Annotated in this window: 14 protein-coding genes; 9 read left to right on the plus strand and 5 right to left on the minus strand. The window is 71.7% G+C overall.

From position 1 onward, the window contains the following. Positions 1–31: 31 nt before the first annotated feature. From ACYVOM_RS10710 to ACYVOM_RS10720, 3 genes are all read left to right on the plus strand, one after another. The gene (locus tag ACYVOM_RS10710; RefSeq protein WP_460303121.1) at positions 32–820 is read left to right on the plus strand and encodes an ABC transporter ATP-binding protein; all 789 of its coding nucleotides are present in this window, start codon (positions 32–34) and stop codon (positions 818–820) included. A gap of 81 nt (positions 821–901) precedes the next feature. Further along, complete coding sequence (locus ACYVOM_RS10715; protein WP_460303122.1) at positions 902–1,657, plus strand: sulfite exporter TauE/SafE family protein; 756 nt, start codon at positions 902–904, stop codon at positions 1,655–1,657. Between the two features lie 36 nt (positions 1,658–1,693). After that, complete coding sequence (locus tag ACYVOM_RS10720; RefSeq protein ID WP_123671046.1) at positions 1,694–1,924, plus strand: hypothetical protein; 231 nt, start codon at positions 1,694–1,696, stop codon at positions 1,922–1,924. A gap of 60 nt (positions 1,925–1,984) precedes the next feature. On the opposite strand, the gene ACYVOM_RS10725 is transcribed toward ACYVOM_RS10720, so the two are convergent. Both ACYVOM_RS10725 and ACYVOM_RS10730 read right to left on the minus strand, forming a co-directional pair. Further along, positions 1,985–2,914 carry a Rieske (2Fe-2S) protein gene (locus tag ACYVOM_RS10725; RefSeq protein WP_460303123.1) on the minus strand — a complete coding sequence of 310 codons (930 nt, stop codon included), beginning with the start codon at positions 2,912–2,914 and terminating at the stop codon, positions 1,985–1,987. 177 nt (positions 2,915–3,091) lie between these two features. After that, on the minus strand, positions 3,092–5,200 hold the full coding sequence (locus tag ACYVOM_RS10730; protein WP_460303124.1) for a molybdopterin-dependent oxidoreductase: 2,109 nt from the start codon (positions 5,198–5,200) through the stop codon (positions 3,092–3,094). Between the two features lie 161 nt (positions 5,201–5,361). Between ACYVOM_RS10730 and ACYVOM_RS10735 the strand changes: the two genes are divergently transcribed. Together ACYVOM_RS10735 and ACYVOM_RS10740 are read left to right on the plus strand one after the other, a co-directional pair. Further along, positions 5,362–6,582 carry a phospholipase D-like domain-containing protein gene (locus tag ACYVOM_RS10735; protein ID WP_460303125.1) on the plus strand — a complete coding sequence of 407 codons (1,221 nt, stop codon included), beginning with the start codon at positions 5,362–5,364 and terminating at the stop codon, positions 6,580–6,582. Between the two features lie 137 nt (positions 6,583–6,719). After that, positions 6,720–7,733, plus strand: coding sequence for an alpha/beta hydrolase (locus tag ACYVOM_RS10740; protein ID WP_460303126.1), 1,014 nt, complete (start codon positions 6,720–6,722; stop codon positions 7,731–7,733). On the opposite strand, the gene ACYVOM_RS10745 is transcribed toward ACYVOM_RS10740, so the two are convergent. Further along, positions 7,711–8,166 (minus strand): Fur family transcriptional regulator, encoded by a 456-nt coding sequence (locus ACYVOM_RS10745; RefSeq protein WP_460303127.1) that lies wholly within the window; start codon positions 8,164–8,166, stop codon positions 7,711–7,713. The two genes, ACYVOM_RS10740 and ACYVOM_RS10745, sit on opposite strands and share 23 nt — an antisense overlap. Before the next feature lie 179 nt (positions 8,167–8,345). On the opposite strand from ACYVOM_RS10745, the gene ACYVOM_RS10750 reads away from it, so the two are divergent. Both ACYVOM_RS10750 and ACYVOM_RS10755 read left to right on the plus strand, forming a co-directional pair. Further along, entirely contained in the window at positions 8,346–8,966 is a 621-nt protein-coding gene (locus ACYVOM_RS10750; protein WP_460303128.1) for a TetR family transcriptional regulator, read from the plus strand. A gap of 111 nt (positions 8,967–9,077) precedes the next feature. After that, positions 9,078–9,911 carry a hypothetical protein gene (locus ACYVOM_RS10755; RefSeq protein ID WP_460303129.1) on the plus strand — a complete coding sequence of 278 codons (834 nt, stop codon included), beginning with the start codon at positions 9,078–9,080 and terminating at the stop codon, positions 9,909–9,911. On the opposite strand, the gene ACYVOM_RS10760 is transcribed toward ACYVOM_RS10755, so the two are convergent. Then, positions 9,908–11,080, minus strand: a complete 1,173-nt coding sequence (locus tag ACYVOM_RS10760; protein ID WP_460303130.1) for an aminotransferase class V-fold PLP-dependent enzyme — start codon at positions 11,078–11,080, stop codon at positions 9,908–9,910. The two genes, ACYVOM_RS10755 and ACYVOM_RS10760, sit on opposite strands and share 4 nt — an antisense overlap. A gap of 58 nt (positions 11,081–11,138) precedes the next feature. Here ACYVOM_RS10760 and ACYVOM_RS10765 point away from each other — a divergent pair, with 58 nt between their 5' ends. Beyond that, a complete protein-coding gene (locus tag ACYVOM_RS10765) occupies positions 11,139–11,993 on the plus strand; it encodes a CapA family protein (protein WP_460303131.1) in 855 nt (284 codons plus the stop codon). 111 nt (positions 11,994–12,104) lie between these two features. Further along, positions 12,105–13,190 carry a CapA family protein gene (locus tag ACYVOM_RS10770; RefSeq protein ID WP_460303132.1) on the plus strand — a complete coding sequence of 362 codons (1,086 nt, stop codon included), beginning with the start codon at positions 12,105–12,107 and terminating at the stop codon, positions 13,188–13,190. A 110-nt stretch (positions 13,191–13,300) separates the two neighbouring features. Here ACYVOM_RS10770 and ACYVOM_RS10775 read toward each other — a convergent pair whose 3' ends face one another. Next, a complete protein-coding gene (locus ACYVOM_RS10775) occupies positions 13,301–14,008 on the minus strand; it encodes a hypothetical protein (RefSeq protein WP_460303133.1) in 708 nt (235 codons plus the stop codon). Between the last annotated feature and the right edge of the window lie 85 nt (positions 14,009–14,093).

Raw genomic sequence — 14,093 nt, forward strand, 5'->3', positions numbered from 1 at the left:
AGAGGCAATAGGGTGGGGCGCGGAGGACTTAATGGGTGAGGTACTGAGGCTTGAGGGCGTCGTGATCCGGCGCGGACTGGCCAGGTTGCTCGATGGCGTCGACTGGACGGTCAACGAGGGCGAACGCTGGGTGGTCATCGGACCGAACGGCGCGGGGAAGACCACCCTGCTCCAGGTCGCGGCCACCACGCTGTATCCGACCGAGGGCGCGGTGCACGTGCTCGGCGAGAAGCTCGGCGAGGCCGACGTCTTCGAGCTGCGGCCCAGGATCGGGTTCGCGAGCGCGGCGGTCGCCGAGAAGGTCCCGCCGAACGAGACGGTGATCGACCTGGTGCTGACGGCGTCGTACGCGATCATCGGCCGCTGGCAGGAGGAGTACGACTCCTCCGACGTGCGGCGCGCGGTGGAGCTGCTGGAGGCGCTGGGAGCCTCGGAGCTGGTGCGGCGGCGCTTCAACACGCTGTCGGAGGGTGAGCGCAAGCGCGTGCAGATCGCGCGGGCGCTGATGCCGGACCCCGAGCTGCTGATGCTGGACGAGCCCGCGGCGGGCCTCGACCTGGGCGCCCGGGAGGACCTCGTGACGCGCCTGTCGCGGCTGGCCGACGAGATCACCGCCCCCGCGATGGTGCTCGTCACCCACCACCTGGAGGAGGTGCCTCCGGGGTTCACGCACGCGCTGCTGCTGCGCAAGGGCCAGGTGGTCGCCGCCGGCAAGGTGGACGAGGTGTTCACCGGGCAGAACCTGACGGCCTGCTTCGGGATTCCGCTGGGCGTGGAGAAGACGAACGGGCGCTGGGCGGCTCGGGCCCTCCCCGCCTGATGTATCCCTACCAAGGATATTGGATCCAAAACCCGACCCCGCTGACGGTGTGACCGGCGTCTCTGTCTACGATCAGGGCCCATGACACCGTGGGAAGCCGCCGCGATCCTCGTGGCCGGAACCGCCGCAGGCGGCATCAACGCCGTCGTGGGGTCGGGTTCACTGATCACCTTTCCGACCCTCGTGGCGCTCGGCTACCCGCCCATCGTGGCGAACGTCTCGAACAACATCGGCCTCGTGCCGGGGTCGATCACCGGGACCTGGGGCTACCGGCGCGAGCTGGCGGGCCGCTCGAAGCTGCTGCTGCGCCTCGGCAGCGCCTCGCTGATCGGCTCGATCATCGGCGCGATCCTGCTGCTGAAGCTGCCTGCCGAGGCGTTCGACATGATCGTCCCGGTGCTGATCCTGATCGCGCTGGTGCTGGTGGTCGTCCAGCCGAAGCTGAACGGCTGGGTCGCCAAGCGGCGCAGGAAGGCGGTCTCGCACGGCGGGCCGCTGCTCTGGGTGCTGGTCTGCGCGGCGGGCGTCTACGGCGGCTACTTCGGCGCGGCGCAGGGCATCCTGCTGATCTCGCTGCTCGGGATCTTCCTTGCCGACGAGATGCAGACGGTCAACGGCATCAAGAACGGGCTGTCCGGGATCGTCAACGCGGCGGCGGCGATCATCTTCATCTTCATCGCGGAGGTGGACTGGTGGGCCGTCCTGCTCATCGGCGTCGGCGCGATGCTGGGCGGTTACCTGGGCGCTTCGGTGGGCCGGAAGCTTCCGCCGTGGGCTTTGCGAACTGTCATTGTTTGCGTGGGTTTGAGTGCGATTGCGAACCTCGTCTTCGGGTAGGAATCGAACAGGAGTTCCCCGCGGCGGAGGTGGACCGTGAAAGGCGACCGGGTAGAGATCGTCGTCGAGGCGGGCGACGGATCCCCGCGTACCTACGAGGTCGTCGCCACGAAGGCGGGACGCCGTGTGGAGATCGTCAACCGGCGCGGGCTCGTCGAGGTCGCCGAGGTGACCAGGACGGGCACACCGGTCCGCACCGCCCGGTTCATGGCCGGGCGGGTGGTGGCGCTGGTCGAGTACCCGGCGGCGGACCAGGGCGACGACTAGCGCGGTTCAGATCGGCAGGTCACTTCAGATCGGCACCGCGGTTCAGATCGGCAGGGCGGTTCAGATCGGCCGGACCTGGACCCTGCCGCCCTCTTCGACGCGGGCGTCGAAGGCCGTCTGGCGGGCGGTGGCGGGACCGTCGACGACCGAGCCGTCGGCCACCCGGAAGACGCTGCCGTGCCAGGGGCACATCACGCACGTCTCGCCGTCCACCGCGGTGATGCGGCCCTGGTGCAGGGGGCCGGCCAGGTGCGCGCACGCGTCGGCGAGGACGTGCACGCGGTCGCCCTGGCGCAGCACGAACAGGTCGATGTAGCCGAGGGCGCGGTGCACGGGCCAGCCGTCGGGCAGGTCGTCGAGCGCGCAGAGGTCGTGCCAGCCCAGCGGGACGAGATGGGCCGCCGAAGGCGCATGGTTGGCTCCCGCGGCCATCCGGAACGCCAGGTGGCCGCCCAGGTAGGCGCCCGCGCCGAGGACGCCGAGCCCGGCGAGGCTGAACGCCTTGCCCGTGGCCGTGCGCCCGCGCAGGCGGGCCAGCAGGGACGCGCCGAACAGGACGCTCGCCGCGCCCTGGGAGGCCGCGTGGGCGAGCCCGACGCGCTGCTGCTCGCGGTGCAGCGCCGACCAGTCGGCCCAGCCGGTGACGGCCGTGGGCGCGGAGGCGGCGAGCCCCGCGAAGATGAGGACCTTGCTGGCGCGCTGGGTGCCGGGCAGGAAGTCCAGGAGGACCGCCGAGCAGTAGGCGCCGATAGGCAGATCAGTGAGGGGCGCGTGCGCCGGATGGCCCAAAGGCACCCCGTGCAGGGTGTTGCGGATGACGCCGCGCGGAAGCGCCCGTTTGACCACTCCGGTGATCTCCCGGATGCGGAGGTCGGCGCGGGAGTCGAGCTCCAGCCGCTCGGCGAGGCCCACGGGATGGGCGCGGGAGGCGGCGCGGCGCACCGGCCGGGCCACCCTGTTGATCAGCCTGCCTGCTCTTCCCCGGTTCACCGACGGAGACCCCCTCGTGTCGCGTCTCTTGCGCCCGGCGGCCGGGCGCCCGGCTACCAGGCCGGTCAAGCCGACAGTTCCGACAGTAACCCACACGTTCGGTGACGGCGGAGGGCAGCACCCGGTCTGCGGGGTCCGGCGCCGTCCGATCCCGGACGGGACGGCGCCGCCGCCGCGTCAGCCGACCGGGGTGACGGTCACCGGGACCCCGTTGAAGACCGCGTTGCCCGACAGCACGTCGATGGTGGACTCGTCGGTCAGGGTGTTGGCGCTGACGCCCGCGCGCCCGGCCGGAACGCCGGCGCGGGTGCCCGGCCGGGCGTGGCCCCAGCCGTGCGGGAGGCTGACGACGCCGCGCATGATCTCGTCGTTCGGTTCGGCCTCCACCTCTAGGGAGCCTGTCCGGGATGCCACCGAGACCAGGCTTCCGGCCTTGATGCCGAGGTCGGCGGCGTCGTCGGGGTGCAGCCGCAGGGTGCAGGTGTTGGTGCCGCCGGTCAGCTCGTCGATGTGGTGCATCCAGCTGTTGTTGGAGCGCAGGTGGCGGCGGCCGATGAGCACGAAGCCCTCGGCCTTGCGGGAGGCGCGCAGTCGCGCGACGTCGGCCGCGAAGAGCTCGGGGCAGATGTCGATGCGGTCCAGCACGAGGACCTCGTCCAGGCGGGGCTCCAGGGGCCCGATGACCTTGCCGCCGACCAGTTCGTCGAGGGTCAGGCCGTAGGGGCCGAGCCGGACCATCATGTCCAGCCGCGTCTCGGCGCTGGGCGGGCCGAGCTCGGCCCGCAGGTCCTCGCGGCCCGCCTTCTTGAGGGTGCCCTGGATGACGGTCTCGTCGAGCTGCTCGGGGGTGACGCCGAGGATCTCCCCGGCGATCCGCGCGATGATCTGCGACTCTGACGGTCGGTCGCCCCGGTCGAAGACGGGCGGGGAGTAGCGCGCGTAGTTCTGCACGGTGAACGACAGCAGGGCGACGTCGTAGTGCGGCGACCGCGTGTGCGGGGGAGGCGGCAGGACGACGTGGGCGTGCGAGGTGGTCTCGTTGACGTAGGGGTCGACGCTGACCATGAACTCCAGGCCCGCCAGCGCGCGGCCGATCCGGTCGCCTCCGGGCGCGGAGAGGACGGGGTTGCCGCCGATGGTGATGAGCGCCTTGATCTGGCCTTCGCCCTCGGTCTCGATCTCCTCGGCGAGGGCCGCGACGGGCAGTTCGCCGTTGGCCTCGGGAAGGCCGCGGACGCGGCTGTGCCAGCGCCCCGTCCGGTAGGGCCGCGAGCGCCTGCCGAAGGAGTGGGCGGCTTTGGGGAACATGACGCCGCCGGGCCGGTCGAGGTTGCCGGTGAGGATGTTGAGCACGTCGACGAGCCAGCTCGCGAGGGTGCCGAACTCCTGGGTGCAGGTCCCGATCCGCCCGTAGACGGCACCGGCCTCGGCTTCGGCGAGCTCCCTGGCGATCCGCCGGGTCGTCGCGGCGGGGACGCCGGTGAGCGGCTCGGTGGCCTCGGGAGTGAACTCGGCGGCGAGGGCGCGCAGGCGGTCGAGGTTGTCCACCTCGTGCCGGGGCTTCGCCAGGTCCTCGGACAGCAGGGTCTCGACCAGGGCGAACAGGAACCAGGCGTCGCCGCCGGGCCGGATCGGCACGTGCTCGTCGGCGGTCTCCGCGGTGCGGGTGCGCCGCGGGTCCACGACGGTGACGCGCCCGCCGCGCGCCCGGATGGCCTTGAGCCGGCCGGGGAAGTTCGGCGCGGAGCAGAGGCTGCCGTTGGACTCCAGCGGGTTGGCGCCCAGCATGAGCAGGTATCCGGTCCGGTCGAGGTCCGGGACGGGGATGGCCAGCGGGTCGCCGAACAGGTATCCGGCGGCGACGTGCTTGGGCATCTGGTCGGAGGTGCTGGCGCTGAAGACGTTGCGGGTGCCGATGCCCTTGATGACGGCGGTGCCGTACAGGGATCCGGCGACGCTGTGCGCGCTGGGGTTGCCGTAGTAGACGGCGACGGCGTCCTTGCCGTACTGGTCGATGATCCGGCGGAGGGAGCGGCCGACCTCCGCGAAGGCGTCCTCCCAGGAGGCCTCGGCGCCGTCGACGAGCGGGGCGGTCAGCCGGTGCGGGTCGTTGTCGAGTTTGCCGAAGCTGGCGCCCTTGGGGCAGATGAAGCCCTTGCTGAACGGGTCGTCCCGGTCGCCCCGGACCTTGACGACCTTCTCATTGCCTTCGGTGCCCTCGATGGTGAGTTCCAGCCCGCACAGGGCCTCGCACAGGGGGCATGTCCTCGTCGCGATACGGCTCATATCCGGTATGTAACCACTTACCGGACCCTTCCTGACAGGCCCGTCCTCCGATTCTGGGCCCGCGCACAGCGGCAGGGCGGCGGGTCCGCAGGCCGCCAAGGCAGGGTCAAGGGTGGACAGGGGACCGCGTCGCCTCCGGGGCGCGGAGGGATGATCTTGCGGTGTCGCCTCATCGATCCCTCGCCCTCCCGCTGGCCGCCGCGGCGCTCTGCGCGGCGCCGGTCTGCGTGACCCCCGCGCACGCCGCCCCCGCGGAGTACCGCCCGCCCCAGGGCGCGGTCTTCAGCCACCCGACGGCCGCGGGACCCGGCCGGGAGGACGCCATCCGCGACCGCCTCCTCGCCCTCATCGACCACGCCGCGCCCGGCTCGGAGATCCGCGCCGCGATGTACCTGTGGCGCGACGACGCGATCACCGACGCCCTCGTCAGGGCCAAGGAGGAGCGCCGGGTGGACGTGCGGATCATCACCAACAGCTCGGTCGACAGCAAGGCGCGCCGGTACTTCAAGACGCTGCGCAAGAGGATCGGCCGGTACCGTCCGGGCTTCGACGACGCGTCATGGGCCGCCGAGTGCCGCACGCGCTGGGGCTGCCTCGGGACGGGCATCCACCACAACAAGTTCTTCCTGTTCTCCAAGGTCGGCGCGACCCCGGACGTGGTCGTGCAGAGCTCGGCCAACCTCACCCTGGAGGAGCGGACGGAGTTCTGGAACAACGCCTACACCGTCGCGGACCCGGCGCTGTACTCGGCCTACGGGGACTACTTCGAGCGGCTGCGCGAGGGCGTCGAGCGGGTGGTCCCGCCGTCCGACGACGCCTTCACGCACGTCATCACCGGAAAGCACGAGCTCTACACGACGCCCAGCGCGGGCTTCGAGGACCCGGTCTCCAAGGCGCTCGACCGGGTGCGGTGCAGCGCCGACCCGGCGCGGCCGACCCGGATCCGGATCGCCATGTTCAAGTTCGGCCTGCGCCCGGTCGCCGAGCGGCTGGCCGAGCTGCGCGCCGCGCCCGGCGGGCACTGCCGGGTGCAACTCGTCTACGGGATGCTCGGCACGAACCCGGACGCGGTCGCCCGGATGGAGGAGTACGTGCGGGAGGGCGTGGACGAGGCGCGCGAGTGCACCGAGCCGATGACGGTCCACTCCAAGTATCTGGCGATCGACGCGGGTGCGGGGAGCTTCGAGGGCGTGCCGGGCCGGAAGGCGGTCTTCACGGGCAGCCTCAATTACATGCCCTTCGACCTGCGGCGCAACGACGAGACGGTGCTCCGGATCACCGACGACCGGGTGCACGACCAGTACCGGGCCGACTTCGACCGCCAGCTGTTCCCGAAGTGTGCGAAACCGTGGTGGGAAGGCGACCGAACCGCAATGCGCTGATCTGTTTTTCTCGGACCTATGTCCGATATGTTGCGCTCTACTTCACGGTAACCGTGAGGGAACCCTGACTGGGGCCGGTGAACGGTGAGTGCAGCACGGTGAAGCTTGAGAATTTCGGTCGTGGTCTTCTCGGGATCGTGACCTCCCTTTCCGTGGCCGCGGCGGGACTGTCCCCCGCACCGGCCTCGGCCGCCGCCGCCCCTGTCCCCGCCGATGGCGGTGCGGCGATCATCGCGACCGAGCGGATCGGACCGCGCACCGTCGACATCACCGTGGACACGCCGTCGATCACCGCCATGGACCCCAAGGCCCGGATCCTCCTCCCCGAGGGCTGGACCGAGGACGCCACCCGCACCTGGCCGGTGCTCTACGTCCTGCCGGGCGGGCCGGACACCTACACGATCTGGACCGAGAAGACCGACATCGAGGCCACGTCGGCCGGCTCCGACGTCATCGTCGTCATGCCCGAAGGCGGGCACAGCCAGGGCTTCGTCGACTGGTACAACGGCGGCAAGGGCGGCGCGCCCAAGTGGGAGACCTTCCACACCCGTGAGCTCCGCCAGCTCATCGAGCGGAACTACCACGGCGGCGCGAAGCGGGCCGTGATGGGGATCTCCTCCGGCGGTTCCGGCGCGATGATGTACGCGACCCGCAACCCGGGCCTCTACAGCTACGCCGCGGCCTTCAGCAGCGTCCTGCACCCCACCAAGCCGGGCCTTCCGGCGATCATGCTGCTCTCGGACATGGCCTTCGGTGAGGTGGACGACCCCTTCGCCAAGCTCGGCGACCCGCTCTTCGACCGCTGGAACTGGCTGGAGCACGACCCCTACGTCAACGCGGCGGCGCTGCGCGGGACGGGCGTCTACATCTCCGCGGGGACCACCGGCCTGCCCGGACCGCTCGACCCGCCCCCGAGCGTCATCCTCGAGGAGAAGGACGGGGACGTGGTCGAGGTCGTCAAGTCGTACGCGGCGGGGACGACGGGCGAGAAGCTCGTCGGCCTGACGACCAGGGACATGGCCGACCGCCTGGCGGCCATGGACATCCCGGCGACCGTCCACCTCTACGGCGACGGCCTGCACTCCTGGTACTACTGGCAGCGCGAGTACAAGACGGCGTGGCCGCTGATCATGAAGGCTCTGGGCGCCTGACCGCCTGGGCGGCCTGGCAGGACGGGCAGAGCCCCCAGTAGATGACGTCGGCCTCGTCGACGGCGAAGCCCGCCGCGTTCGCGGGCTCCAGGCAGGGCGCGTGCCCGACGGCGCAGTCGACGTCGGCGACCGCGCCGCAGCCGCGGCAGACCAGGTGGTGGTGGTTGTCGCCGACCCGGGACTCGTATCGGGCGGCCGACCCGGCGGGTTCGATCCGGCGCAGCAGGCCGGTGTCGGTGAGGGCGTTGAGCGCCTCGTAGACGGCCTGGGAGGACACCGTCCCGACGCGTTCGCGGACCTTCCCGGCCACCTCCTCGGCGGTGAGGTGGCGCGCGAAGCGGAGCGTCTCCAGGATCGCCACCCGCGCGGACGTCACTCTCAGCCCGGCGCCGCGCAGCTGCGCCGCGGAGTCCGCTTTGGCGGTCAGGTCCATCTCTCCACCCCAGGAACACTCAGAATCACGAAAACAGGCCATCGCGCCGGCCGCCGGCGCCGCGCTGAGCCGGTGGTGGATACCGCGTCACCCCTCCAAGGTACAAACCCCAGGACGAAGCCATGCCTACCGGACAGGCTGGTGATGCGGTCGGTATCCCCCGGGGGGATGATGGAGCGGTGACGGAGACGGGGACCCCACTGCGGCGGAAGCCCGCTCAGCGCCGTTCGGCCGAGCGGGTCCAGCGGATGCTCGACGCGTGCGCCGAGATTCTTGACGAGGCGGGGTACGACGGCCTGTCGACCACGCGGATCGCCCAGCGGGCAGGGGTGGCGATCGGTTCGGTCTACCAGTTCTTCCCGGACAAACGGGCGGTCGCGCAGGCGCTGGCGCTGCGCAACCTCGAGGAGTTCGGCGACCGGATCGGCGTGCTCCTGGACGAATTGCCCGCCGAGGGCTGGTCGCTGCTGGTCGGCCGGGCGATCGACATCTTCGTGGAGATGCACCGGACGGTCCCGGGCTTCCGGGTGCTGCGCTTCGGCGACGTCGCCGACCTGCACCTGCTGGACGAGTCCGCCGACAACAACGCGGTGGTGGCCGACCGGCTGCGCGAGCTGATCGTCCAGTCGACGGGCGTGCCCGACGGACCGGACCTGGAGCGGGCGTTCGCGATCGCGGTCGAGTCGGCGGACGCGCTGATCAAGATGGCCTTCCGGCGGGCGGCCGACGGCGACGACGCGGTGATCGGCGAGGCCAAGGGGCTCATCCAGACCTACCTGTCGGGCTATCTCGAACAGTGATCGATCTGCCGTCGGTCCGGTGCGGGACCGGTCCGACGTTCGAAACCCATGATTCCCGGACATTACGTCTTTGGCGCGTCCAATGGCCGTCCATCCTGCCACCATGGGTGCATGACCGGTGACGAGATCGCGCGGCCGCGCAGCGGCTCCGTCGGAGGCGTCCCCTTCGTTGCGCTGCCGCCGACCGCGGTGGACTCTCCGCCCGCCGAAGGCCTCATCGTGTCCTGGCACGCCTTCGATCCGCCGCGCTCGGAGGCCGCGATGGCCGCGGCGCTGCCGATGACCTCGGTGCCGGTCTGGCGGGTCTACCTGGGGCTGCGCCTGCCCGGCGACGTCGCCGACCGGGATTACGTGCGGCTGCTGGGCGGCACCGTCGAGCGCGTCGCCGCGGAGCTGCCCGAGTCCGTCGCCGCGCTGCGCGGCCTGCTGGGCTGCGGGGACGGCGCGATCGGCCTGGTGGGCCATGGCGAAGGCGCGCTCGTCGCGCTGCTCGCCCTGGCCGAGCAGCGGGTCGACGTCTCCGCCGCGGCCCTGGTCGCGCCCGTCGCCAGCCCCACGCGCGCGGTCGCCGCGCGCGAGCAGCGGCTCGGCCCGTACCCGTGGGACGCCGAGACGCGGGCGATCGCCGCGCGGCTCGAGGTCGCCGGGCGGGCCGCCGAGATCGTCCGGCAGGACCCCCGGGTGCTGCTGGTCAGCGGTGGCACCGATCTGCTGGTGCCGACCTCGGAGGTGATGGCCCTGCGCGATCTCCTCGCCGACGCCGGCCTGAGCATCGCCGAGGCCGCGACCTTCCGGATGGGCCACGCGCTGGCCGACGCGCCCGGCCTGGAGCCGCGCCCGCCGGTCGCCGCCGCGGTCAGCGTCGACGGCGCCCTCACCGACTGGTTCCGCAAGCACTACGCCACCACGCCCTACCGCGACCAGGCTGCCCTGGCCGTCGGCTAGCGCCCGAGCACCTCGGCCAGCGCCTCGACGGCCCTGTCGATCTCGTCGGCGGTGTTGTAGTAGTGCACCGAGGCCCGCACCCGCGCGGGCGGGTGGGCCCCGCCGTCGTAGCGGAACGTCTGCTCCGACACCCGGGTGACGACCCCGCGTGCGGCGAGGTCCCGGGCGAGATCGTCGGCGGGCCGCTCGGCGTGCCCGAAGGTCACGATGCCGCTCTTGCGCGCGCCCCTGTCGTGCACGGTCACCCCGGGCAGCTCGGCGAGCCCGGCGCGCAGCCGGGCGGCGAGGCCCTGGACGCGCGTCGCGATCGCGTCGAGGCCAAGGTCGAGCGCGTACCGGGCGGCGGCGCCGAGCCCGAGCTGGCCCGCGACGGACCGCTCCCAGCTCTCGAACCGCCGCGCGTCGGGCCGCAGCACGAAGTCGGCGGGCCCGGCGAGGTCGGCCGACAGCAGGTCCACGACGGCGGGGTCGAGCAGCGGCAGGACCGCGGACCGGACATAGAGGAACCCTGTGCCGCGCGGGCCGCGCAGGAACTTGCGCCCTGTCGCCGACAGCAGGTCCGCGCCCAACTCCGCGACGTTCACCGGGATCTGGCCGACGGACTGGCAGGCGTCCAGCAGGAACAGCGCGCCGTGCTCGCGGGCGAGGGCGCCCACTGCGGCGGCCGGGTTGATCAGCCCGTCGTGGGTCGGCATGTGGTTGAGCGAGACGAGCCGGACGCCGCCCTGGGAGAGGGACGCGGCGAGGGCGTCGAGGTCGATGGTGCCGTCGGCGTCGTCGGGGACCACCTCGGTGACGGTCCCGTGCCGCCGGGCCACCTGGGCGTAGGCGAGGGCGCTGCTCGTGTACTCGCTCTCCGTGGTGAGGATGCGGTCGCCCGGTTTGAAGGGGATGGAGTAGAACGCCTGGTCCCAGGCGCGGGTGGCGCTCTCGGCGAAGGCGATCTCGGCGGGGTCGGCGCCCACCAGCTCCGCCAGGGCGGCGTAGGAGTCGGCGAGGCCTTCGGCGGCGGCGTCGGCCGCCTCGTAGCCGCCGATCTCGGATTCCAGCGTGAGATGCGCGACGACCGCCGAGAGGACGGGTTCGGGCGGCAGCGCCGCACCCGCCGCGTTCAGGTGGATGGCGTGCCTCGTGCCCGGAGTGTGCTGCCTGATCAGGTCGATGTCCACGCTCGTCCTTTCGCGGGGGCGGTACGAACCAGCATAAGGAGCCGGGCATCCTAGGGGGATGATGCGCAGACTGATCGCCGCTGGAGCCCTCCTCGCCCTCGCCGGATGCTCGTCGTCCGGCACGGACACCGGGTCCGAGGCCGATCGGGGCACGGCGGGGGCGGTCTTCACCCTCGCTTTCGCGGGCGACGTCTCCTTCACCGGCGATCTCGCGAGCCGGCTCGACGACCCGGCCAAGGCCCTGTCCTCGGTCGCCGACCGGCTCGGCGCCGCCGACGTGACCGTCGTGCACGCCTCGGACGTCAAGGCGCTGCCCGCGCTCCAGGCGGCCGGGGTGGACGCGGCGATGGTCGGCGCGGCCGAAGTGCCGAAGGACACCACGATGCCCGTGGTCGGCGGCACGTTCGAGCCGCTGGTCGCCGACGTCAACGGAGGCCAGGTCGCGTTCTTCGGCGCGGAGAAGGACGTCGCGGGGGATGACAGGCTCCTCCAGGCGATCAAGGACGCGGACGGCAAGTACAGCGCGGTGGTCGTCTACAGCGAGTGGGGCGACAAGGGCCAGAGCTGCCCGAACGACACCCAGAAGAGCGAGGCTGCGAAGTACGTCGAGGCGGGCGCGGACGCCGTCGTCGGCGCCGGCGCCGGGGTGCTCCAGGGCGGCGGCCTGCTCGACGAGAAGTACGTCCACTACGGGCTCGGCTCGTTCGTCACCCCGGACTTCGAGGCCGACGGGCCGACCGGGCAGACCGGAATCCTCACCCTGACCTTCAGCGGGTCGATCGTCAGCGGCGCGGACTGGGCCCCGGCCGAGATCGAGTCGCCGGGGCTGCCCGCGCCGCTCAAGGACGAACCCGCCCAGAACGCCTACACCGCCTGGCAGGCGCTCACCGGCTGCGCGGGACTCGAGCAGTGAAGCCCGCGTGCTGAGCCCGCGAACACCCGACCTCCGCACGGCGTCACCTAAGGGAGATCAGGCTCTGCCATCCTGCCGGATGGCAGAGATCACCCGTCTGTGGGAGGACCAATGCGGGCGAAGTTGATGTCGGCGGTGGCCGTGGCGTTCGCGCTGGGCGCGGCGGGATGCAGCAGCGGCGAGGACGCGTCGGAGGCGGCGGGCGAGACGCGGCCGAGCGCGGAAGCCGACGGCGGGGCCTCATCAGGGCCGCCCGCCAAGCAGGCGGTCACCCTGGCGTTCGGCGGGGACGTCCACTTCGAGGATTACCTGCGCGCAAGGCTGGCCACCCCCAAGACCGCGCTCGGGCCCATCGCGGCGACCCTGCGCAAGGCCGATTTCGCCATGGTCAACCTGGAGACGGCGATCACCGAGGGCGGCTCGCCCGCGCCGGGCAAGGAGTTCACCTTCCGTGCCCCGCCGACCGCCTTCAAGGCGCTGCGCGCGGCCGGGGTCGACGCGGTGAGCATGGCCAACAACCACGGCATGGACTTCATGGAGGAGGGGCTCGCCGACTCGCTGAAGGCCATCAAGAAGTCGAAGTTCCCGACCGTCGGGATCGGCAAGGACGCCGACGAGGCCTACGCGCCCTACCGGACGGAGATCAAGGGCAACAAGATCGCCGTGCTGGGCGCCACCCAGGTCCTCGACGACCACCTCATCGCGGCCTGGACCGCGACGGACGAGAAGGGCGGCCTCGCCTCGGCCAAGGACGTCGACCGGATGGTCGAAGCGGTCAAGGCGGCCCGCAAGGGGTCGGACCTCGTCGTCGTCTACCTGCACTGGGGTCAGGAGATGGCGTCGTGCCCGCTGCCCCGCCAGGAGGAGCTCGCCGACCAGCTCGTCGAGGCCGGCGCGGACGTCATCGTCGGCGGCCACGCCCATGTGCCGCTCGCGGGCGGCTACCTGCGCGGCAGGTACGTCCACTACGGCCTGGGGAACTTCGTGTTCAGCTCGGCGAACGGCGCGACCGCGGCCTCGGGCGTCCTGGTCCTGAAGACCAAGGGGCGCAAGGTGCTCAACGCGTCCTGGAAGCCCGCCCGGATCTCCTCGGGCCTGCCGATCGCGCTCAAGGGCGCCGCGGCCAAGGCCGAACTGGCCCGCTGGAAGGGGCTGCGCGAATGCGCGGACCTGGCCTCGGCCCCCGGCGGCGCCTGAGCCGACTTCCTGAGCCGACTTCCTGAGCCGACTTCCTGAGACGCAGACGGGCACGGCCCCCCGCGAGGGGAGCCGTGCCCGCTGGTGGTCTCAGGCCGTGGCGACCCGGGTCACTCGCCTTCCTCGAAGGCGAACGTCGCCGGGACCTCGATCTTCTCGTTCTGCTCGGCGGTGCCGTAGACGACGGCGATCTCGCGGTGCGACTCGAGATCGATGGCGTTCGGGTCGTCCTGGACCTCCTTGCCGTCCACGTAGAACTTCAGCGTGTGGGTGGCGTCGGTCTTGAACTGGCCGATCCCGGTCTTCGACAGCGGGATCTCCCAGAGGTCGAACACCTGCTGGAGGTGGAAGACCTTGTCCGCGCTGAAGGACTCGACGTGCAGGACGCCCCGGGTGTCGTGGGTGTGCAGCTCGGCGATGTTGCCCGCGGCGTCGATGCCGAGGTTCGCCGGGATCTGCTGCTGCTCGCCGTTCACGAACAGGGACAGGTGGGCGTGGATGTGCTTGGCGTCGCCCTCCATGCCCAGCTTGACGTCCAGGCCCAGCTCCTCGGCGCGCTTGATCGGGTCGTCGGGGAGCGCCCACGGCGGGCCCGCCTCGATGCGCTGCTGGTTGGCTTTGGCGTGCGCCTTGTCCTGGGCCGCCTTGTCCCGGTTGATCGCCCAGAAGGCGCCGCCGCCCAGGGCGCCGACGACGACGATCACCACCGCGAAGGTGATGATCCAGCGGATGCGCTCCTGCCGCTTCTCCGCAGCGCGCATCTTGGCCACGCGTGCTCTCGCGTCGCCGCTGTCGCTCGGCTTGATCTTGTGAGCCACTTGCCTGGTCCTCCGGGGTCTCGCGGGTCATGCCTGGGCATGCCACCGCTCAAGGATAGGTAAGAGCTTGGCCTTCCAGAGCCCT

The organism is Actinocorallia aurea, assembly GCF_054783995.1.